Origin of the sequence: Streptomyces hokutonensis (assembly GCF_042751305.1) — a bacterium.
In the GTDB taxonomy this organism is placed as follows: domain Bacteria; phylum Actinomycetota; class Actinomycetes; order Streptomycetales; family Streptomycetaceae; genus Streptomyces; species Streptomyces hokutonensis_A.
Genome location: NZ_JBHYWD010000017.1, coordinates 108,506 through 128,943 on the forward strand (window position 1 = coordinate 108,506; position 20,438 = coordinate 128,943).

Genomic DNA, 20,438 nt, shown 5'->3' on the forward strand with positions numbered 1-20,438 from the left:
GTCACGCCTCCTTGGAGAACAGCGTGCTGCCCCACCAGTCGTCCTTGTCGCGGACGCCCGGCGGGACGGCGAAGACCGCCGAACCCACGTGCTGGATGTACTCGTTGAGCGCGTCGGTCGCCGAGAGCCTGCGCTGCAGCGGGATGAACCCCTTGCGGACGTCGCGCTGGTAGGCCAGGAAGAACAGGCCCGCGTCGAGCCGGCCGAGGCCGTCGGTGCCGTCGGTGAAGGAGTAGCCCCGGCGCAGGATGGTGATCCCGCCGTTGGAGTCGGGGTGCGCGAGCCGGACGTGCGCGTCGGGCTTCATCGCCTTCAGGAACGGCGCGTCGTGCTCCTTGGCCTTGCCGACCGGAGCGCCCTCGCCCTTGTCGCGGCCGAAGACGTCCTCCTGCTCCTGGAGCGAGGTCCGGTCCCAGGTCTCGATGTTCATCCGGATACGCCGGGCGACGAGATACGAACCCCCGGTCATCCAGGCCGAGTTCTTGTCGACGTCCCCTTCGCCGACCCACACGTACTTCTTCAGCCGGTCCGTCTCGGTGCCCGCGATGTTGCGGGTGCCGTCCTTGAACCCCATGAGATTGCGCGGGGTCTGGGCCCCGGGAGTCGTGGACGACGTTTTCCCGAAGCCGAGTTGGGACCAGCGGATGGCGACCTTGCCGAAGCCGATCCGGGCCAGGTTGCGGATCGCGTGCACGGCGACCTGCGGGTCGTCCGCACAGGCCTGCACACAAAGGTCGCCGCCCGTACGGGACTTGTCGAAGTTGTCGCCCGGGAACTGCGGCAGGTCGACGAGTGCTTCGGGTCGGGAGTCCTCGAGCCCGAACTTCTCGAAGAACGACGGCCCGAACCCGATGGTGAGGGTCAGCCGCGAGGGCTTCAGCCCCAGCGCCTCACCGGTGTCGTCCGGCGGCGCCTCGGCGAGGCCGCCGTAGGCCCCGTCGCCGACCGCGAGCCCGCCGGTCATCCGGCGGGCGGCGGCCGTCCAGTCCTTCAGCATCTGCACGAACTCGGCGCGGTCGTCGGTCTTCACGTCGAACGCGGCGAAGTGCAGCCGGTCCTGCACGGGCGTGGCGATGCCCGCCTGGTTGGCGCCGTGGAAGGCGACGGCGGCACCTGTGTCGGCGCCCGCCGGATCCACGTCCTCGCCGACCCGGGTCATCGCCACCGCACCACCGGCCGCGACGGCGCCGAGCGCGAGTCCGGCACCGCCCCAGCCGATCAGCGAACGACGGGAGGGAGCACCGCTCTGCTGGACTTCGTTTTCCTGAACTTCGGTCATCTCAGGCCTACTTCACAACCGCGGCGGCGAGCTTGGACAGCGGCTCCGCGAGCGCGTTGACCGCGTCCGACAGCTCCTTGCGCTGGTCCTTGGTGACCTTGTCGTACGACACGAAGCCGTCCGACGTCGAGGTCGACCGGTACTTGTCGAGCAGCGTGTCGATCGCGGCGAACTGCTTGTCCAGCTCGGTGGTCAGCGCCGCGTCGTTCTTCTGCGCGACCGGCTTCAGCAGCTCGTACGCCTTCTCCGCGCCGTCGACGTTGGCCTTGAAGTCGCTCAGGTCGGTGTGCGAGTAGCGGTCCTCCTCGCCGGTGACCTTGCCGGTCGCGACCTCGTCGAGGAGCTCCTTGGCGCCGTTGGCCATGGAGGTCGGGGTGATCTCCGCCTTGCCGACCCGCTTCTGCCAGTCCTTCAGATCGGTGAGCAGCTCATCGGCGAGGGCCTTCTGCTCGGCGCCGATCTTCTTGTCCTGCCACAGCGCCTTCTCCAGCGCGTGCCAGCCGGTCCACTTCTGGCCCTTCTCCAGGTCGTTGACGCGGGTGTCGGTCTTGGGGTCGATGTCCCCGAACGACTCGGCGATCGGCTCGGTGGTCTCCCAGCCGACGCGGGAGGGGGCGTAGGCGTTCTTGGCGGCGGTGAGGTCGCCCGCCTTGATGGCGTTGACGAACGTCTCCACCTTCGGGATCGTCGCGTCGGCCTCGTTCTGCGCGTACTCGCGGTAGGCGGCGACGGCCGCGTCCAGCTTGGGATCACGCTTGGCGACGCTGCCCCCGGTGACGGTCAGCTTCTGCCGCACGCCGTGCCCCTTCATCCCGGGCCGGCAGGCGATCTCGTACGCCCCCGCCTTCACCTCGGCGGTGAGCGTGTACTTGGTGCCCGGCCCGATGTTCTCCTTCTCGGAGACGATCCGGTCGTCCGGGAAGAGGATCTCGACCTCGGTCGCCTTCGAGCCGGTGTTCTCGATCTTCAGCGTGACCTGGCCGGCCGGTATCGACTTGATCGAGGTCGTGCACTTGGAGTCGGCCGCGGTGACCTGGATCGCGTCGCCGTCCTTGGCGTCGCTCTTCGCGGTGCACGCCGTGACGGCGGTCAGGGCCGCCGCGGTGGCGACGGCGGTGACGACGGGAAGTCGGACGGCACGCATGCAGGCTCCAAGCGGGAGTGTCTGGTGAGGCGGTGTGGTGAGGCTGCCCTAACTTACCTGAGGCTTACCTCACTCATACCCACCCGGTCCGGTATTCACTGACCACAGAAAAATCACAGACACGGCTTGATCTCGACGGCGGAAAACGCACGTCAAGGAGAGGTCAAGAAAAGGTCAAGCAGGCTGTCGCGGAGTCACGACGGCCGCCCCCGTCCGCGGATGCGGAAACACCTCGACTGCCTGGTCGTAGACGTCCGAAAGCAACGCCTCGGTGAAAACCTCCCCCGGCGGACCCTCGGCGGCGACACGACCGGCGCGAGATCGTGCAGCACCACGACCACCGCGTCCCCCACGTGCGCCCTTTCCCGGTTCAGCCGCAGCACCAGTTCCTGATGCCGGAGGTCGAGCGCGGCCGTCGGTTCGTCCAGCAGCAACAGCGGCGCCCGCTGAGCGAGCACCCGGGCGAGCGCGACCCGGGCCCGCTCGCCCCCACTGAGCGCCGAGAACGGCCGCAGTGCGAAGTCCGTGACCTCCGCCCGCGCCATCGCCTCCGCGACGGCGAGATCGTCCTCGGCGGGCTCCGACATACCGGCAACGGCCCTGCGCGCGGCGGCCGCGGTCACCGTTGCGGCAGGCGCGGGCGTGGTGTTCGCGACGCGCAGGCGGCGCACGGAGAGCACCCAGGCGTAAGACTGTGCCCCATGGACACCAGGGGGCACAGAGAGATCCTGTCGGAGGACGGACTGGTGCTGACCGTGACCGGTCGGCCCGGTCCGGCCCCGTTGCGTTTCGAGACGGCGGACGGCGGACGCAGACTGCTCCGGCAGGGCGAACGCCCTTTGTTCCTGGGCCGGTTGGATGGCGACGGCTGCTGCCACGACCTCGTCCTGCACCGCTTCGACGGCTACCGCCCACCCCTGCCGCCGCTGCGCGCCGCGCAACAGCGCCGGGACGTCAACTGGGTGCACCAGTACGCACGCTGGCTGGAGGAGACGCCGAACGGACCGCTGCACGACGGCCGTTGGGTCCTGTCCCGGCGCGACTTCTTCGCCCCCGGCATCTGGACGACGGACTTCGTCCAGGAGTGGCCGAACGGCACCCTGGAGCTGTACTGCGGCGGCGGCTGGCACGGCATCCTGCCCCTGCGCCGGCTCTCCCCGCCCGACGCCCAGCGCGTGAAGGCGTACCGCAAGCACGCGCGCGAAGGCACCCTCGCGCCCGTCCTCCTGTGGTGGGTGACCTTCCTCGACGGCTGGCTGATCCTCGACGGCCACGACCGCGCGGTGGCCGCGCTCGCGGAGGGCACGCAACCGGCCTGCGTGGTCCTGCGCCGCGTACCGGACGAGCAGGACTGGCGCCGCACCACCGACGAACTGACCGAGGCGCACGAACAGCGCATGCGCCGTCCCACGGAGTGCCCCGCACGCCAACGGGCCGCCCTGGAACGGGGTTTCGGCGACGCCCTGGCCGCGCTGCCCTACGAGGACGCGCGCACCGTGACCTGGCCCGTTCCCGGCGGTCCGGCCGCCTGGGACGACCTGGCCGCCGATGTGATGCTTCAATTCCCCCGTGACTGACTACGACGTACTGCGTGTCTTCTGCGGCCCAAGCGGCGGATACGGCAACGAACTCGGCGTCGTCCGCGAGGGTTCCGTCATGCCGGACCGGGGCGAGCGACAGCTGTTCGCCGGGAAACTCGGCTTCAGCGAGACGGTGTTCGTCGACGACCCCGAGCGCGGAGTCATCGACATCTACACCCCGACCACCCGCCTGCCCTTCGCCGGCCACCCCTGCGTAGGCACCGCCTGGCTCCTGGACGTACCCGAACTGGTCACGCCCGCAGGCATAGTGGGCGCCCGTCTCGACGGCGAGTTCAGCTGGATCGAGGCCCTCCCGGAGTGGGCCCCGCCGCGCACCCTGCGCCAGTACGCCACCGCCCCCGAGGTCGACGCCCTGCCCGTGCCCCCGCCCGGGGAGTGGATCTACGCCTGGGCCTGGGAGGACGAGGCAGCCGGCCGGATCCGCGCCCGCGCCTTCCCCGGCCGCGACGACGGCGTCCACGAGGACGAGGCGACGGGCGCGGCGGCGCTGCTGCTGACCGACCAGCTGGGCCGCGCCCTCAACATCACTCAAGGCGCGGGTTCCCAGATACTCACGGCACCGCAGCCCGGAGGGTGGGTCGAGGTCGGAGGGCGGGTGTTCCTGGAGCGCTAGCCGGCGTCACGCGCTCAGCGGAAACTCCTCACCCAACGCCCGGAACACCCCGGTGTTCAACGCGAACGCCCGCTTGCACTCCGCCACGATCCGCTGCTTCTCCAGGTCGTCGACCTGGATGCCGTCCAGCAGTTCGCGGTAACCCCGCTTGAACGCGGCCGGGTTGCCGATCCCCTCGAAGACGTAGAAGCGCACACCGTCGCCCTTGCGCGGGAACCCCCACGTCCGCTCCGCCTTGTCGCGGATGATCTGGCCGCCGGAGAGGTCGCCGAGGTAGCGCGTGTAGTGATGGGCGATGTACCCGGCAGGCCACAACTCCGCGCACTCCCGCACCCGTTCGGCATAGGCCCGCGTCGCAGGAAGCGCGGCCAATCCCGCCCGCCAGTCCGCACCCCGCAGATGCTCCAGGTCCCGCTCCAGCGCGGGCAGCCGGAACAACTCGGCCCGGATGAAGGCCCCGGCCACCGGATCCGTCGCCAGTCGCTCCGCACCGGTCTCCAACGCCTCGTACACGAACCACAGTTGCTCGGTGTAGCGGGCGTACGCGTCCACGCCCAGCCGGCCGCCGAGCAGATCGCTCATGAAGGTGGAGGTCTCGGCCTCCACATGCTGTTCGTGGGACGCGGTGCGGATGACTGTCGAGAAGGAGTCCATGAGCTCTATCCTCTAAGGCAAGCCTTACCTAAGTCAACAGGTTGCCGACACCCTGTCGGTAAAAGCGTACAAGAAGAGACCCGCCCTCAGCAGAGGACGGGTCCTGACCTGCTACGGGAGGGTGAGAACCTCCGCCCCTGTCTCCGTCACCACCAGCGTGTGCTCGAACTGCGCCGTCCGCTTGCGGTCCTTCGTGACGACCGTCCACCCGTCGTCCCACATGTCGTACTCGTGCGTCCCCAGCGTCAGCATCGGCTCGATGGTGAACGTCATCCCGGGCTGGATGACCGTCGTCGCGTGCGGGCTGTCGTAGTGCGGGACGATCAGGCCGGAGTGGAAGGACGAGTTGATGCCGTGGCCGGTGAAGTCCCGGACCACGCCGTACCCGAAGCGCTTGGCGTACGACTCGATGACCCGGCCGATGATGTTGATCTGGCGGCCCGGCTTGACCGCCTTGATCGCGCGGTCGAGGGACTCGCGGGTGCGCTCCACCAGGAGCCGGGACTCCTCGTCGACGTCGCCGACCAGGTACGTCGCGTTGTTGTCGCCGTGCACCCCGCCGATGTACGCCGTCACGTCGAGGTTGATGATGTCGCCGTCGCGCAGCACCGTGGAGTCCGGAATGCCGTGGCAGATCACCTCGTTGAGGGAGGTGCACAGGGACTTGGGGAAGCCGCGGTAGCCGAGCGTGGACGGATAGGCGCCGTGGTCGCACATGTACTCGTGCGCCACCCGGTCGAGTTCGTCCGTGGTCACACCCGGCGAGATGACCTTCGCGGCCTCCGCCATCGCCCGCGCGGCGATCCGCCCGGCGATGCGCATCGCCTCGATCGTCTCGGGCGTCTGCACCTCCGGCCCGGTGTACGGGGTCGGCGCGGGCTTGCCGACGTACTCGGGGCGACGGATGTTTCCGGGCACGGAACGGGTGGGAGAGAGCTCCCCTGGTACGAGCAGCGACTGGCCAGACATGCCAGCGAGTCTAACCAGCGGACATGGGGGAACATGGCCGTAGGGAAAGGAGCCGTTGATGGCCCTGTTCAAGAAGCGCACGGTCGGGAAGCCCGGCGAGTGGTACTACTGCCTCGAACACAAGAAGGTCGAGGAGGGGCCGGAGTGCCCCGCCAAGGACCGCTTCGGGCCGTACGCCACCCGCGCGGAGGCCGAGCACGCGATGGAGACGGCCCGCGAGCGCAACCTGGAGTGGGAGAACGACCCGAAGTGGCACGACGCCACGAAGGGGAGCGCCGACGAGGACTGATCAGGCACTGGCAGGGGCATCGGCGGCCCGCTGAGCCTTCAGCCGCAGCGCGTGCTCGTCCGTCCTCGCGTCGTACGACATCAGCTTCGGCAGCCCCGCGGCCAGCAGCCCCACCGCGCCCACGCACATCAGCCCGCCCGCCCACACCGACGTCCGCACCCCGGCCAGCGCGGCCATGCCGCCGGACCTGACCTGGCCCAGCTGCGGGCCCACCGAGTAGGACAGCAGCTCGATCCCGGCGAGCCGGCCGCGCAGCTCGTCCGGGATCGTCTGGTTCCAGATCACCCCGCGGAAGATGCCGCTGACCATGTCGCAGCCGCCCGCGACGGTGAGGAACAGCAGCACCAGCCATACGTTGCCCACCGCCCCCGCGCAGGCGATCGCCACGCCCCACAGCGCGGCGGCCAGCACCACCATCCGCCCGTGCCGGTGGATCCGCGAGGTCCAGCCGCTGGTCACACTCACCAGCAGGGCACCGGCCGGGACCGTCGAGTACATCAGCCCGAGCGCCCACTCCGCGTGCAGGTCGTCCGCGAGGAACGGCAGCACCGCCAGCGGCATCGCGAAGAACATCGCCGCGAGGTCGATCGCGTACGTGCCGAGCAGTTCCTTGCGGCTCCACGCGTACCGGGCGCCCTCCGCGATCGACCGCAGCGAGGGCTTCTGCGCCTCATGGGAGCCGGGGGAGGCGGCGATCCGGAAGATCAGGACCACGGACACCACGAACGTCAGCGTGTCCGCCGCGTACGCGTAGGGCAGCCCCGCGAACGCCACCACCACACCCGCCAGCGCCGGGCCCATGACCCCGCCGACCGTCCAGCGCAGGGAGTTGAGCGCCGACGCGGCCGTCATGTGCTCGTGGGCCACGATCCGCGGCCACAGTGAATCCAGCGCGGGCCGCTGGATCGAACCGAGGACGGAGGTCAGGGCGGCGATCACATACAGCGGCCAGACGGCGGGGTGCGGCAACAGCGAGTTGAACAGCAACGCCCCGCACAGCACGCCCAGTCCCACCTCGGTCCACACGATCAGCTTCCGCTTGTCCCACGCGTCGGCGAGCGCACCGCCGTAGAGCCCGAACACGATCAACGGCACGAGTTCCACGGCCCCGATCGCGCCCACCGCCGCGGCGGAGCCGGTGAGTTCCTTGAGCTGCACCGGGAGCGCGACGAAGGACAGGAAGTTCCCGAAGTTCGAGATCAGACCCGCGACCCAGAGCCTGCGGAAGTCGGCGGAGGCATGCCAGGGGGCGAGGTCGGGGAGGAGGGCGCGTGGGCCGGAGGCGGTCACAACAGAGCATCGTTGGACGGGGAGTCGCCGCGGGCAACTGCTTTTGTGCCTGCCCTACCAGCGGGCAGGCGGCGGCGCCGTCAGTTGGTCGGTCAGGCGCGACAACCGGTCCCGGAACCGCCTCCGCCCCCGCGCCGCCGGCAGCACGTTCTCCCCGGCCGCCGCGCTCACCAGATGCTGCACGGTGTCGAGGTCCAGGTCCGTGCCGTCCGGTACGGCGAGCGACTCGTGGGCCAGGGACGCCAGTTCGCGGTCCTCGGAGCCGAGGGAGAGGACGGTGGCCCCGGCCCGGCGGGCGTCGTGCACCCGTTCCAGGAGCGGATCGCCCGGCCCCTCCGGCGATACCACGAGCAGTGTCTCGCCGCGCCGGGCCGCCTCGATCCGGCCGAGTCCGACGGCCAGATGGGCCGGGTCGGAGGGGCGCGCGTCGTGCCGTACGAGAGTCGGGGCCAGTTCGGGTGTGCCAGACCAGGCGGCCTCGTCGACCAGATGCGCCGCGAGATGCCACGGCTCGTACGCGGGCGTGCCCACCAGCAGCAGTCCGCCCCCGTGCGCCACCACGGACCCGCGCAGCACCCCGGCGAACCGCCGCGTGGCCCCCAACCACTCGGTCCCGGCGAGCACTTCACGCAGCAGCGCGACCCGTACGGCGTCCATGTCCGCGCATCCTGCCGCAACCGGCCACTCGTGACGTGGAGTTCACCGCGAATTCGCCCGACTTGGGGAAGGTGCGGGCTCATCGGCCGTACGTCGCACGAGGAGCGCCACCCCATGACGGACACCGCAGACGTCACCGTCCCCTTCCGCGCCGGCCAAGGGGGCTACGCGAGTTACCGGATCCCGGCGGTCGTGGTCTCCCGCGCCGGATCCCTCCTCGCGTTCTGCGAGGGCCGGGTCGCCTCCGCGAGCGACTACGGCCACATCGACATCGTCCTGCGCCGCTCCACGGACGGCGGGCGCACCTGGGGCCCGCAGACCGTCGCCGCCGACAACGGCACCGACCTCGCGGGCAACCCCGCCCCGGTCGTCCTGGACACCGGCCGCATCCTGCTCGTCCACGTCCGCTCGGCCGCCTCCGCGAGCGAGGACGCCATCCTGCGCGGCAAGGTGAAGCCGGCCGACGGGCGGCGGGCGTGGGTGACGTACAGCGACGACGACGGGGTCACCTGGTCGAGCCCGAAGGAGATCACAGAGCAGGTGAAGAAGCCCGAGTGGCGCTGGTACGCCACCACCCCCGGGCACGCGATCCAGCTGAGCACCGGCCGCGTGGTCGTCCCCGGCAACCACACCGTCCCGCCCACCGGCACCGACGTCGGCAATGAGGGCAAGTACAACAGCGGCCACTGCCTGCTCAGCGACGACGGCGGCGAGACCTGGTCCCTCGGCTACGTCGACGAGAACACCGACGGCTACATCAACTGCAACGAGACCACCGCCGCCGAACTCCCGGACGGGCGCGTCTACTTCAACACCCGCAACGACTCCCCGTCCCCCGGCAACCGCGCCGACGCGTACTCCGAGGACGGCGGCAGGACCCTCGTCAAGCCGTTCCGCCCGCAGGCCGGTCTCGCCGCCCCCGTCTGCGAGGGCAGCGTCCTCCAACTCCGCGACCCCGACGTGCTGTTGTACTCCGGCCCCGGCGACCCGGCCGCCCGCGCCCTGATGACCCTGCGCGCCTCGGCCGACGGCGGCATCACCTGGCGCCCGGCGTTCACGGTCGACGGACTGCCCGCCGCCTACTCCGACCTCGTCCGCGTCGACGACGACACGGTCGGACTCCTCTACGAGACCGGGGACTTCGGGGCGTACGAGACGATCACCTTCCGCCGGGTGCCCGTGACGGACCTCACCTGAGCCGATACGGGTGCGGAGGCGGACGTAAAGTCGGCCCATGACCTCTACCGACAGTGCTGCACAGACCCCCGCGACGGCCTCCGGGACCGCCCCCGCGAAGGCCCCCGCCAAGGACCCGTGGGACCTCCCCGACGTCTCCGGACTGGTCGTCGGCGTGCTCGGCGGGACCGGGCCGCAGGGCAAGGGCCTCGCCTACCGGCTCGCCAAGGCCGGCCAGAAGGTGATCATCGGCTCCCGCGCCGCCGACCGCGCGCAGGCGGCGGCCGAGGAACTCGGCCACGGTGTCGAGGGCGCCGAGAACGCGGAGACCGCGCGCCGCAGCGACATCGTGATCGTCGCCGTGCCCTGGGACGGCCACGGCAAGACGCTGGAGTCGCTGCGCGAGGAACTGGCCGGGAAGCTCGTCGTCGACTGCGTCAACCCGCTCGGCTTCGACAAGAAGGGCGCCTACGCGCTGAAGCCGGAGGAGGGCAGCGCCGCCGAACAGGCCGCCGCCCTGCTGCCCGACTCCCGCGTCGCCGCCGCCTTCCACCACCTGTCGGCCGTCCTGCTCATGGACACCGAGATCGCCGAGATCGACACCGACGTCATGGTGCTGGGCGAGGAGCGCGCCGACGTCGAGATCGTCCAGGCGCTGGCCGGCCGTATCCCCGGCATGCGGGGCGTCTTCGCGGGCCGGCTGCGCAACGCCCACCAGGTGGAGTCCCTGGTCGCGAACCTGATCTCGGTCAACCGCCGCTACAAGGCACACGCGGGGCTGCGCGTCACGGACGTCTGAGCGGGTGGGGGACACTGGTGGCTGCCCAGCAGTGTCCCCCGTCCTCGACAGGAGCCGATCCATGCCCCGCCTCGCCGTCTACGCCCTCGTCGTCTGCCTGCTCGCCGTGGCCGCGGCGGTCGTCTCCTTCGTGGAGGGCAGCTGGATCGGCGTCGTGTGGGTACTGCTCGCGGGGCTCTCGTCCAACATGTGCTGGTACTACCTCAAGCGCGGCCGCGCGGCCTGAGACCTTTCCTAGGTCGTGTCCGCGAAGTCCCTCCCCCAGAGGGGGTACCCGCAGCCTCGCGACGCCCGGCACGCTCCATCACTGCCTCAAGGGCGTGGGAGGTGCCCCCACTCGCCGCACCGGGCGAAAGCCCACGTACGTCCAGTACGAGGACTTCCGCCCGGCACTCCCCAGCCTTCGGCCGGGGGACCCCCGGAGCACGCACCGAACGCCGCGAGGCCCGCCCTCCGGGCGGACGACGTGACTTCGCGGACACGGCCTAGCGCCAGAACTGGTAGAGGCTGTAGCCGTACGATGTCGCCCAGTTGCTGACGCCCAGCCCCCGCAGGATCGCGTCGATCATGTCGAAGAACTCGCGGTTGATCGACGGCACCCACAGCAGTGCGAACACGAACAGCAGGCCGAACGGCGCGAACGGCTCGACCTGCCGCTTGACGTCGTTCGACAGCCAGGGCTCGATCACGCCGTAGCCGTCCAGGCCCGGCACCGGCAGGAAGTTCAGGATCGCCGCGGTCACCTGGAGCAGCGCCAGGAAGGCCAGCGCGTACTGGAAGTCGGCCGGCACCCCGTCGAGGGCGTGCAGCCAGAACGGGGCCGTGCAGACCGCCGCGAACAGTACGTTCGTCAGCGGGCCCGCCGCCGAGATCAGGCTGTGCTTCCAGCGGCCGTGAATGCGGTTGCGCTCGATGAACACCGCGCCGCCCGGCAGCCCGATGCCGCCCATGATGACGAAGATCACCGGGAGCACGATGCTGAGCAGCGCGTGCGTGTACTTCAGCGGGTTGAGGGTCAGATAGCCCTTGCCGCCGATCGAGATGTCACCGCTGTGCAGCGCGGTGCGCGCGTGCGCGTACTCGTGCAGACACAGCGAGACGATCCAGGCGGCCGTCACGAACAGGAACACGGCGATGCCCGGCTTCTCGGCGAACCCGGTCCAGGTGGCCCAGCCGGTCACCGCCGTGACGGCCAGGATCCCGAGGAAGACGGGGCTGATCCGCCGGTCGCTCGGGCGGGTGGTGGTGGCGGTCATCGGGGCAGGCTCCCTGCTGGGGGTCGGTGTATCGCGCGAAGCCCGACGGTACCGGGCACTGGAGAAAACGTCTCGCGGGTGGCCACCGGTTCCGGGGAAGGTGGGCGCATGGGACTCTGGCACGCGATCCGCGACCCCGTCACCCCCCTTTCACGAGCGGCGGCTCCCGTACGCCGTGCCCGGCGCCGCGCCGCCCCAACCCCGTGACCGCTTCCGTCGCCACCAGAGACAATGGACCCCGTGCGCTATCGCATTCTCGGCACCACCCAGGCACTCCGTCCCGACGGCACACCCGTCCCGGTCGGCGGGGCGCGGCTGCGCGCCCTGCTCACCGTGCTCGCCCTGCGGCCCGACCGGGCCGTACCCGCGAGCTTCCTGGTGGACGAGGTGTGGGGCGCCGACCCGCCCGCCGACGCGACGGGCGCGCTGCAGGCGCTGGTGGGCAGGTTGCGCCGGGCGCTCGGCGCGGACGCGATCGGCTCCACGGAGAGCGGCTACCGGCTCGCCGTCGCCGCCGACGACATCGACCTGCACCGCTTCGAGCGGCTGACCGGCGAGGGACTGCGGGCGCTAGCCGACGGCAACCCCGCGAAGGCGGCCGATGCCCTGGACGACGCGCTGGCTCTGTGGGGCGGTCCCGCCCTCGCGGACCTCCCCGACCGTACGGCCGAGGCGGCCCGCTGGGAGACCCGCCACCTCGACGCCCGCCGCGCCCGCCTCACGGCCGCCCTGGCCCTGGGCGACGCGGACACCGCCCTCCCCGAACTGACCGCCCTCTGCGACACCCACCCCCTCGACGAACCCCTCCAGTCCCTCCGCCTCCGGGCCCTCCGAGCCACCGGCCGCACGGCGGAGGCACTGGCCGCCTACGAGGACGTACGACAACTCCTCGCGGACCGGCTGGGCTCCGACCCGGGGCCCGAACTACGGGCCCTGCACGGGGAGTTGCTCAGTCCGGGCGACGGTGCGGCCGGTGGCGGCGGCGCGGGTCCCGGTGGACTCGGCGGCCGCGCCGGGGGCGGCGGACCGGGCGGGCACTATGGCTCCGGCGGATCCGGTGCGCACTCCGGCCCTGGTGGGTCCGGCACCTACTACGGCCCTGGTGGATCCGGCCCGTATTACAGCCCCGGCGGCCCCGGCGGCCCCGGCGGCCCTGGCGGACTCGGGGGACCCGGCGGACTCGACGGCCCCGGCGCCAACGACCGCTCCGGCGAACCGGGACAGGGCAACCCGCCCGCGCCCGGTGCTCACGGCACGACCGTCGGCGACGCCGATCACGGGCGGTCCGGGGCCGACGCCGGTCACGGGCGGTCCGGCACCGGCACCGGCACCGGGGCCGATCACGGGCACCCCGGCACCGGCGTCGATCACGGGCACCCCGGCACCGGCGCTTCCTCCGACCGCGCCGTCCCACCCCCCGGCAACCTCCGCGCCCGTCTCACCTCCTTCGTCGGCCGGGAGGCCGACATCGAGGCCATCCGCGGGGACATCGCGGCGGCCCGTCTGGTGACCCTGCTCGGGCCCGGCGGGGCCGGGAAGACGCGGCTTTCGCAGGAGGCCGCCGAGCGGGTGCGGTACGCGTCGCGGGACGGCGTGTGGCTGGCCGAACTCGCCCCCGTCGACGACCCCGAGGCCGTACCGGAGGCCGTGCTCACCGCGCTCGGGGCGCGCGAGACCGTGATGTACGGCGCCGGCGCCGAGGCGATCCGGGCCGCCGGGGGAGAACGGCACGACGACCCCGTCGAGCGGCTCGCCGAACACTGCGGGCGGCGCCGGATGCTGATCGTCCTCGACAACTGCGAGCACGTCGTGGAGGCCGCGGCCCGCCTCGTGGAGGCCCTGCTGGAGCGCTGCCCCGAGCTCACCGTGCTCGCCACCAGCCGCGAACCCCTGGGCGTACCGGGGGAGTTGCTGCGCCCGGTGGAGCCCCTGCCCGACCCCGTCGCGCTACGGCTGCTCGCCGAGCGGGGCGCGGCGGCCCGGCCGGGGTTCACCGTCGAGGACGACATCGAGGCCTGCGCCGAGATCTGCCGGCGGCTCGACGGAATGCCCCTCGCGATCGAGCTGGCGGCGGCCAGGCTAAGGATGTTGACGCCACGTCAGATCGCCGACCGGCTCGACGACCGCTTCCGGCTGCTCACTTCGGGCAGCCGTACGCTCCTGCCCCGCCAGCAGACCCTGCGGGCCGTCGTCGACTGGTCCTGGGACCTGCTCGACGCGGACGAACGGGACGTGCTGAGCACCCTGTCCGTCTTCGCCGGCGGCTGCGACCTCGCCGCCGCCGAGGCCGTGTGCGGACCCGCCGCGTTCGAGGCGCTCGGCTCCCTCGTCGACAAGTCCCTTGTCGTGGCGGCCCCTTCGGGCGACGGGGAGATGCGCTACCGGCTCCTGGAGACCGTCGCCGAGTACGCGGGCGAACGGCTCGCCGAGTCCGGCCGCCGCCCCGCCGCCGAGCGCGCCCATCTGACGTACTACCGCGAACTCGCCCGCACCACCGACCCGTTGCTGCGCGGCCCCGGCCAACTCGCCGCCGTGGAACGGCTGGAGCGCGAGTACGAGAACCTCCGCACCGCCCTGCGGCACGCCGTCGCCGAGCGCGACGAGCAGGAGGGCCTGTGTCTGATCCTGTCGCTGGCCTGGTACTGGCAGATGCGCGACGTCCGCCTGGAGGCCCGTAACTGGTGCGTCGAGGTCATGGCCCTGGGGCCGGACCCCTTCGCCGCCCCCGTCCAGCGGGCCGCCCCGGTCTGGCAGCGCTGCACCGATGTCCCGCCCCCGCTCACCGGAGAACTCCTCACCGAGGCCCGGCGCGGCCTCCATCTCGCCCATCTCGCCTGTATGGACACGGAGTTGGACGCCTGGGAGACGCCAGAGGCGAAGGAGAAGCTGGCCACCATCGCCCAGGTCTACGAACCGGGCCTGCCGCAGACCTGCCGTACGCCCGGCATATTCTGGTTCTTCGCCGTGATGCTGAGCGGCAGCGTGGAGCGGCTGCCCGCGATCCTCGACGCCGACGTCCACACCTGCCGCACCAACCCGGGCATGGAGTGGGAGCTCGCCACCACCCTCCAGATGCGCGCCAACATGCTCGCCAACCGCACCGACTGGGCGGGCGACGCGGCCCGGGACGCCGACGAGTCGCTGGAGATCTTCCTTCGTCTCGGCGACATCTGGGGCGTCGCCGAGGCGCTCTCCGCCCGCGCCGAGGCCCGGGAGCGCACCGGCCAGTACCGGCTTGCCGCCGCCGACTACGAGGCCGCGATCGAGCATGCCGAACGGCTCGGCGCCCACGGGCAGACGGCGGTGCTCGGCGCCCGGCTCGGCAGTGTGCTCATCGAGGACGGCGAGTTCGAGCGCGGCGAGCGCATCCTGCGCGAGGTCATCGACCGGCCGCACGGCGCGAGCAGCGAGGCGATGCCCGCCGCCCGGATGTTCCTCGCGAGCCGCCTCGCCATGTCCGGCCGGATCGCCGAGGCGCGCGAGGAACTGCGCCTGCTGCGCGAGGAGTTCCACATCGCGCACTTCGTCGTCTTCGACGCGTTCATCCTCGGCTCGGAGGCCTGGGTGGCGGCGCTCGACGGCGAGTACGAGGAGTCCCTGGACAAGATCCGCAAGGCGCTGAAGCGCGCCGGTGACCCGCTGTCCGAGGCCATCGCCCCGCACATGACCTCGCTGTACCTGGGGATCGCCGCGGTCGCCCTCGCCGAGATCGACGGCGGCGGCCGGGCCCGGGACGGCGTCCGCTGCCTCGTCGCGGCGAAGGCGCTGCTGCCGGCCGGGCATGTCCCCACCGTCATGGAACGCGAGGTCTACCGCGAGGCCGAACAGCACGCGCGCGCCGCGCTCGGCGACGCGCCCTACGAGGAGTGCGCGACCGGGTACGCCGAAGGCGGCGGCCTCTCCGCGAAGGAGGCCGCCGCCCTGGTGTGAGGCCCGCAGTACCCGATGGCGTTCAGGTCTTGGTGCGGAACTTGTGGATCGAGATCGGGGCCATCACCGCGGTGAGCCCCACCGACCAGGCGAGGGTCAGCAAGGTGCCGTGGGCGACCGGGCCGCCCACCATCAGCCCGCGGGCCGCGTCCGCCAGGGCGGAGAGCGGGTTGTAGTCGGTGAAGTTCTGCAGCCAGCCCGGCATCGAACCGGTCGGCGCGAAGATCGACGAGCCGAACTGCAGCGGCATCAGCACCAGGAAGCCCATGGCCTGCACGGACTGCGCGGACTTCATGGTCACGCCGAGGGTGAGGAACACCCACATCAGGGCCGAGCCGAACACCGCAGACAGGCCGATCGCGGCGAACATGCCGAGCCAGTGGTGGATGTGGAAGCCGACGAGGACACCGACGACCATCAGCACGGCGGACGCGAGCAGCATCCGCATCATCTCGACCGAGATCTTGGCGATCAGCACCGAGGCCCGCCCGATGGGCAGCGACCGGAACCGGTCCATGACCCCGGTGTGGAAGTCGGTGTTGAAGCCGGTGCCCACCCCCTGGGCCATGTTCATCCCCATCATGGCGAGCAGCCCGGGCACGACGTACTGCACGTACGCCTCCTGCCCGCCGCCCAGCGACTGCCCGATCGAGCCGCCGAAGACGTACACGAACAGCAGCGTGAAGATGACCGGGAACAGGATGGCGTCGAACATCGACTCCGGGTCCTGCCGGATCCACAGCAGATTGCGCCGGATGAGCGCGCCGGTGTGGCGCAGGTGGTTGCGCAGCGGGATACGGGGGTCCGACGCGACGGCGCCGGGGTTCACGGCGACGGCGCTCATACGGCGACCTCCTCGCGGTCGGGGGTGGGCACGGAGTCCTGCGGGGCGCTGGCGCGGTGACCCGTGAGAGACAGGAACACCTCGTCCAGGCTGGGCAGTTCGGTGGTGATGGAGGCGATGGTGAGGCCGCGGGCGCTCACCGCGCCTACTACGGCGGTCAGTTGCTCGTCGCTGAGGATCGGCACCAGGACCGTGCCGCTCTCCACATCGACGGTGACGGTGGCCAGGCCGGTGATGCCCAGTTCGTCCAACGCGCGGGCCAGCGGCCGCAGTTGCAGCGGATCTGCGGGCCGGATGCGCAGCGCCCGTCCGCCGACCTTCGCCTTCAGCTCGTCGATCCCGCCGTTCGCGATGACCTTGCCGTGGTCCACCACGGTCAGCTCGGAGGCGAGCGCCTCGGCCTCCTCCATGTACTGGGTGGTGAGCAGCACGGTCACGCCGTCGCCGACCATGGACCGCACCTCGTCCCACACCTCCATGCGGGTGCGCGGGTCCAGACCGGTGGTCGGTTCGTCGAGGAACAGCACCTGCGGGTGCCCGATCATCGAGGCGGCCAGGTCGAGCCGGCGCCGCATCCCGCCGGAGTACGTACTGGCGGGCCGCTTGGCGGCGTCCGTCAGCGAGAACCGCTCCAGCAGTTCGTCGGCGCGGGCCCGGGAGTCCTTGCGGGACAGGTCCAGCAGCCGCCCGATCATGTAGAGGTTCTCCCACCCGGGGAGCTTCTCGTCCACGGAGGCGTACTGGCCGGTGAGGCCTATCACCCGGCGCAGCTGGCGGGGCTGGCGCAGGACGTCGTAGCCGGCGACGGTGGCCTCGCCGGCGGTGGGGGCGAGCAGCGTGGACAGGATGCGTACGAGGGTGGTCTTGCCGGCACCGTTCGGCCCGAGCACACCCATCACGGTGCCCTCCCGGACGTCCAGGTCGACGCCGTCCAGCGCCTTGGTCTCGCCGTAGTGCTTGACCAGCCCCCGCACGGTCACTGCCGTGCCGCTGGGAGTGTTGTCGATTCGCGTCATGCGGATGACAGTGCCAGGGCCTGCCGACAGAACACCGACATCCCACCGACAGCACCGACAAACCGCCGACGAGCACCGCAACCATCAATTGAGGAACCACGACGGCGGGCAACCACCTCCGCGAGAGCGGCGCCGGTTCAGGCGCAAAAGAGGGGCAGCCCCGCCGACGGGGGAAGATCGGCGGGGCTGCGTAGTACCGCAGTGGCTCTGACCGGTCAGTGGACCGAGTGCTCCTCCAGCGGGAACGTCCCGCCGACCACGTCCTCCGCGAACGCCTTCGCCGCGTTGCCCATGACCTCACGCAGATCGGCGTACTGCTTCACGAACTTGGGCATCCGACCACCCGTAAGCCCCAACATGTCGGTCCACACCAGGACTTGGGCATCGGTCTCGGCCCCCGCCCCGATCCCGACGGTGGGAATGTGCAGCACACGGGTCACCTCGGCGGCCAGCTCCGCCGGCACCAGTTCCAGCACGACCGCGAACGCCCCCGCGTCCTGCACGGACTTCGCGTCCCGCAGCAGCTGCTGGGCGGCCTCCTCGCCCCGCCCCTGCACGCGATACCCCATCGCGTTCACGGACTGCGGGGTGAGACCGATGTGCGCCATGACCGGGATACCGGACTCGACCAGCAGCCGGATCTGCTCGTGCGACCGCTCGCCGCCCTCCAGCTTCACCGCCCCGACCCCGGCCTCCTTCACCAGCCGGGTCGCCGAGCGCAGCGCCTGCACCGGCCCCTCCTGGTAGGACCCGAAGGGCAGGTCGCCCACGATGAGCGCCCGCTGAGTGCCGCGCACGACCGCCGCGGACAGCATGGTCATCTCGTCCAGCGTGACGGGCACGGTCGACTCGTACCCGAGGTGGCAGTTGCCCGCCGAGTCGCCGACGAGCATGACCGGGATCCCGGCCTCGTCGAAGACGGACGCGGTCATCGCGTCGTAGGCGGTGAGCATGGGCCACTTCTCGCCGCGTTCCTTGGCGAGAGCGATGTCGCGAACGGTGATGCGGCGTGTGCCCTTGCCTCCGTACAGCGCCTTGCTGCCGTCGGAGGAGCTGGTCTTCCCAGGCTGGGCAGCCGAAAGCTGCGTCATTGCAACGGCTCCTTCAGTCATCTCGAGGCACCCTCACGGCGTCCCCGGATCCCCTCCATGGTGGCACCTCGTGCCACGGAGGGCCAGAGGGACCCCCGTCACCCGCATCACGTACGGGGCATACGTAAGGTCTGAGTAAAAGATTTACGATACGGCACGGTCTCGTATCGGAATTCGCCCGAAGCTCCCTAGTCTGGACCGCATGACCACTCCACCCGTCCCGAGCACCCGGATACCCGAAGCGGTGCACCGTCGTCGCTGGGCCATCCTCGGCGTGCTGATGCTGAGCCTGCTGATCGTGGTGCTCGACAACTCGATCCTCAACGTCGCCATCAAGACCATCTCCACCCCGGCCCCCACCGGCCTGGGCGCGACACAGAGCGAGCTGGAGTGGGCGATCAACGCCTACACCCTCGTCTTCGCCGGCCTGCTGTTCACCGCAGGCCTCCTCGGTGACCGGCTGGGCCGCAAGAAGACCCTGCTCGGCGGTCTCCTCGTGTTCGGCATCGGCTCCGCGCTGGCCGCCGAGTCCGGCTCGCCCGACCAGCTCATCGGCTTCCGCGCCCTGATGGCCATCGGCGCCGCGTTCGTGATGCCCGCCACCCTCGCCGTCCTCATGAACGTCTTCGAGCGCGACGAGCAGCCCAAGGCCATCGGCATCTGGGCCGGCGGCGTCGGCCTCGCCATCGCCATCGGCCCGATCACCGGAGGCGTCCTCCTCGACCACTTCTGGTGGGGCTCGGTCTTCCTGATCAACGTGCCCATCGTGATCGTCGCGCTCGCCCTGATGATCTGGCTGGTCCCCGACTCCCGCGACCCGAAGCCCGGCCGCCTCGACCCGATCGGCGTGGTCCTCTCCGTCGTAGGCCTCGTCCTGCTGGTCTACGGCATCATCGAGGGCGGCGAACTGGCCGACTTCACCGCGCCCAAGGTGCTGTCGACGATCATCGCCGGTCTCGTGGTCCTCACCGGGTTCGTGTGGTTCGAGAAGCGCAGCGACCACCCGTCCATCGACGTCACGTACTTCAAGAACAAGGTGTTCTCGGCCGCGATCGCCGCCATCGCGCTGGTCTTCTTCGCACTGATGGGCGTGACCTTCTTCTCGGTCTTCTACACCCAGAGCGTGCGCGGCTACTCGCCGCTGCAGACCGGTCTGCTGATGCTGCCGCTGGCCGCCGCGCAGATGTTCTTCGCGCCGCGCGCCCGGCTGGTCGTCGACCGCTTCGGCAACCGGATCACCACCGGCGTCGGCCTGCTGCTGCTCGCCGGGATGCTCGCCGCCTTCGCGGCCCTGAAGGCGGACACGCCGATCTGGATCCTGGAGGTCATCTTCTTCCTCATGGGCACCGGCATGGCGCACGTCATGACCCCGACCAGCGTCGTCATCATGCAGGCCCTGCCGCGCGAGAAGGCGGGCTCCGCGTCCGCGCTGAGCAACACCTTCCGCCAGGTCGGCGGCGCGCTCGGCATCGCCGTACTCGGCTCGGTGCTCTCCACCGCCTACCGCAACGGCATCGAGGGCAAGCTCGGCTCGGTGCCGGCCGCCCTCCGCGACACGGCCGGCGAGTCCATCGAGGCCACCCTCGGCGTCGCCGCGAAGCTCGGCCCGCAGGGCAGGGCCCTGGTCACCCCGGCCAACGACGCCTTCCTGCACGCCATGCACGTCACCGCCCTGTGCGGCGCGGGCGTGGCGGTCGTAGGAGCGGTGGTCGCCTTCCTCTTCCTGCCCGGAAAGCCGACGGCCCGTCAGGAGGGCAAGGAGGAACAGGAGTTGGTCGTCGTGGGCGAATAGCGGCGACAATCGGCACAGACGTGGACGGGGGGACAGCG

General features: G+C 71.1%; 18 protein-coding genes and 1 pseudogene. 8 read left to right on the forward strand and 11 right to left on the reverse strand.

The genetic code is table 11. The features are described from left to right. Position 1: 1 nt before the first annotated feature. The 3 genes and pseudogenes from efeB to ACFXC1_RS35690 all read right to left on the reverse strand — a co-directional run. A complete protein-coding gene (gene efeB, locus ACFXC1_RS35680; RefSeq protein ID WP_381250862.1) occupies positions 2–1,279 on the reverse strand; it encodes an iron uptake transporter deferrochelatase/peroxidase subunit in 1,278 nt (425 codons plus the stop codon). 7 nt (positions 1,280–1,286) lie between these two features. After that, a complete protein-coding gene (gene efeO / locus ACFXC1_RS35685) occupies positions 1,287–2,423 on the reverse strand; it encodes an iron uptake system protein EfeO (RefSeq protein ID WP_381250864.1) in 1,137 nt (378 codons plus the stop codon). 174 nt (positions 2,424–2,597) lie between these two features. Then, a pseudogene (locus ACFXC1_RS35690) lies at positions 2,598–3,193 on the reverse strand (ABC transporter ATP-binding protein); the annotation flags it as partial. On the opposite strand from ACFXC1_RS35690, the gene ACFXC1_RS35695 reads away from it, so the two are divergent. Both ACFXC1_RS35695 and ACFXC1_RS35700 read left to right on the forward strand, forming a co-directional pair. Then, a complete protein-coding gene (locus ACFXC1_RS35695) occupies positions 3,125–4,000 on the forward strand; it encodes a hypothetical protein (RefSeq protein ID WP_381250866.1) in 876 nt (291 codons plus the stop codon). The pseudogene ACFXC1_RS35690 and the gene ACFXC1_RS35695 overlap by 69 nt on opposite strands. Further along, the gene (locus ACFXC1_RS35700; RefSeq protein WP_381250868.1) at positions 3,993–4,637 is read left to right on the forward strand and encodes a PhzF family phenazine biosynthesis protein; all 645 of its coding nucleotides are present in this window, start codon (positions 3,993–3,995) and stop codon (positions 4,635–4,637) included. The genes ACFXC1_RS35695 and ACFXC1_RS35700 overlap by 8 nt, the downstream gene beginning before the upstream one ends. A 6-nt stretch (positions 4,638–4,643) precedes the next feature. Here the strand turns inward: ACFXC1_RS35700 and ACFXC1_RS35705 are convergent, their stop codons facing one another. Together ACFXC1_RS35705 and map are read right to left on the reverse strand one after the other, a co-directional pair. Beyond that, positions 4,644–5,291, reverse strand: coding sequence for a biliverdin-producing heme oxygenase (locus ACFXC1_RS35705; protein WP_381250870.1), 648 nt, complete (start codon positions 5,289–5,291; stop codon positions 4,644–4,646). A gap of 111 nt (positions 5,292–5,402) precedes the next feature. Continuing rightward, a complete protein-coding gene (gene map / locus ACFXC1_RS35710) occupies positions 5,403–6,260 on the reverse strand; it encodes a type I methionyl aminopeptidase (protein ID WP_362981411.1) in 858 nt (285 codons plus the stop codon). A 58-nt stretch (positions 6,261–6,318) separates the two neighbouring features. Here map and ACFXC1_RS35715 point away from each other — a divergent pair, with 58 nt between their 5' ends. Then, positions 6,319–6,549, forward strand: coding sequence for a hypothetical protein (locus ACFXC1_RS35715; RefSeq protein WP_019067283.1), 231 nt, complete (start codon positions 6,319–6,321; stop codon positions 6,547–6,549). Here ACFXC1_RS35715 and ACFXC1_RS35720 read toward each other — a convergent pair whose 3' ends face one another. Together ACFXC1_RS35720 and ACFXC1_RS35725 are read right to left on the reverse strand one after the other, a co-directional pair. Next, on the reverse strand, positions 6,550–7,839 hold the full coding sequence (locus ACFXC1_RS35720; RefSeq protein ID WP_381250872.1) for an MFS transporter: 1,290 nt from the start codon (positions 7,837–7,839) through the stop codon (positions 6,550–6,552). 54 nt (positions 7,840–7,893) lie between these two features. Next, a complete protein-coding gene (locus ACFXC1_RS35725; protein ID WP_381250874.1) occupies positions 7,894–8,496 on the reverse strand; it encodes a hypothetical protein in 603 nt (200 codons plus the stop codon). Between the two features lie 114 nt (positions 8,497–8,610). Here ACFXC1_RS35725 and ACFXC1_RS35730 point away from each other — a divergent pair, with 114 nt between their 5' ends. The 3 genes from ACFXC1_RS35730 (at position 8,611) to ACFXC1_RS35740 (ending at position 10,697) form a co-directional block, all read left to right on the forward strand. After that, entirely contained in the window at positions 8,611–9,693 is a 1,083-nt protein-coding gene (locus ACFXC1_RS35730) for a sialidase family protein (protein ID WP_381250876.1), read from the forward strand. A gap of 37 nt (positions 9,694–9,730) precedes the next feature. Continuing rightward, positions 9,731–10,471 (forward strand): NADPH-dependent F420 reductase, encoded by a 741-nt coding sequence (npdG, locus tag ACFXC1_RS35735; protein WP_381250878.1) that lies wholly within the window; start codon positions 9,731–9,733, stop codon positions 10,469–10,471. Between the two features lie 61 nt (positions 10,472–10,532). Continuing rightward, positions 10,533–10,697 (forward strand): hypothetical protein, encoded by a 165-nt coding sequence (locus tag ACFXC1_RS35740; protein WP_381250880.1) that lies wholly within the window; start codon positions 10,533–10,535, stop codon positions 10,695–10,697. A 259-nt stretch (positions 10,698–10,956) separates the two neighbouring features. On the opposite strand, the gene ACFXC1_RS35745 is transcribed toward ACFXC1_RS35740, so the two are convergent. Further along, complete coding sequence (locus ACFXC1_RS35745) at positions 10,957–11,727, reverse strand: site-2 protease family protein (RefSeq protein WP_381250882.1); 771 nt, start codon at positions 11,725–11,727, stop codon at positions 10,957–10,959. A gap of 231 nt (positions 11,728–11,958) precedes the next feature. Between ACFXC1_RS35745 and ACFXC1_RS35750 the strand changes: the two genes are divergently transcribed. Beyond that, positions 11,959–15,657, forward strand: a complete 3,699-nt coding sequence (locus ACFXC1_RS35750) for an AfsR/SARP family transcriptional regulator (RefSeq protein WP_381250884.1) — start codon at positions 11,959–11,961, stop codon at positions 15,655–15,657. A 22-nt stretch (positions 15,658–15,679) separates the two neighbouring features. Here ACFXC1_RS35750 and ACFXC1_RS35755 read toward each other — a convergent pair whose 3' ends face one another. The 3 genes from ACFXC1_RS35755 to panB all read right to left on the reverse strand — a co-directional run bounded on the left by ACFXC1_RS35755 (position 15,680) and on the right by panB (position 18,608). Continuing rightward, the gene (locus ACFXC1_RS35755; protein WP_381250886.1) at positions 15,680–16,501 is read right to left on the reverse strand and encodes an ABC transporter permease; all 822 of its coding nucleotides are present in this window, start codon (positions 16,499–16,501) and stop codon (positions 15,680–15,682) included. Further along, positions 16,498–17,517, reverse strand: a complete 1,020-nt coding sequence (locus ACFXC1_RS35760; protein WP_381250888.1) for an ATP-binding cassette domain-containing protein — start codon at positions 17,515–17,517, stop codon at positions 16,498–16,500. The genes ACFXC1_RS35755 and ACFXC1_RS35760 overlap by 4 nt, the downstream gene beginning before the upstream one ends. Positions 17,518–17,732: 215 nt before the next feature. Then, positions 17,733–18,608 carry a 3-methyl-2-oxobutanoate hydroxymethyltransferase gene (panB, locus tag ACFXC1_RS35765; RefSeq protein WP_381250890.1) on the reverse strand — a complete coding sequence of 292 codons (876 nt, stop codon included), beginning with the start codon at positions 18,606–18,608 and terminating at the stop codon, positions 17,733–17,735. 202 nt (positions 18,609–18,810) lie between these two features. On the opposite strand from panB, the gene ACFXC1_RS35770 reads away from it, so the two are divergent. Beyond that, positions 18,811–20,400, forward strand: a complete 1,590-nt coding sequence (locus ACFXC1_RS35770; RefSeq protein WP_381250892.1) for an MFS transporter — start codon at positions 18,811–18,813, stop codon at positions 20,398–20,400. Positions 20,401–20,438: the final 38 nt, after the last annotated feature.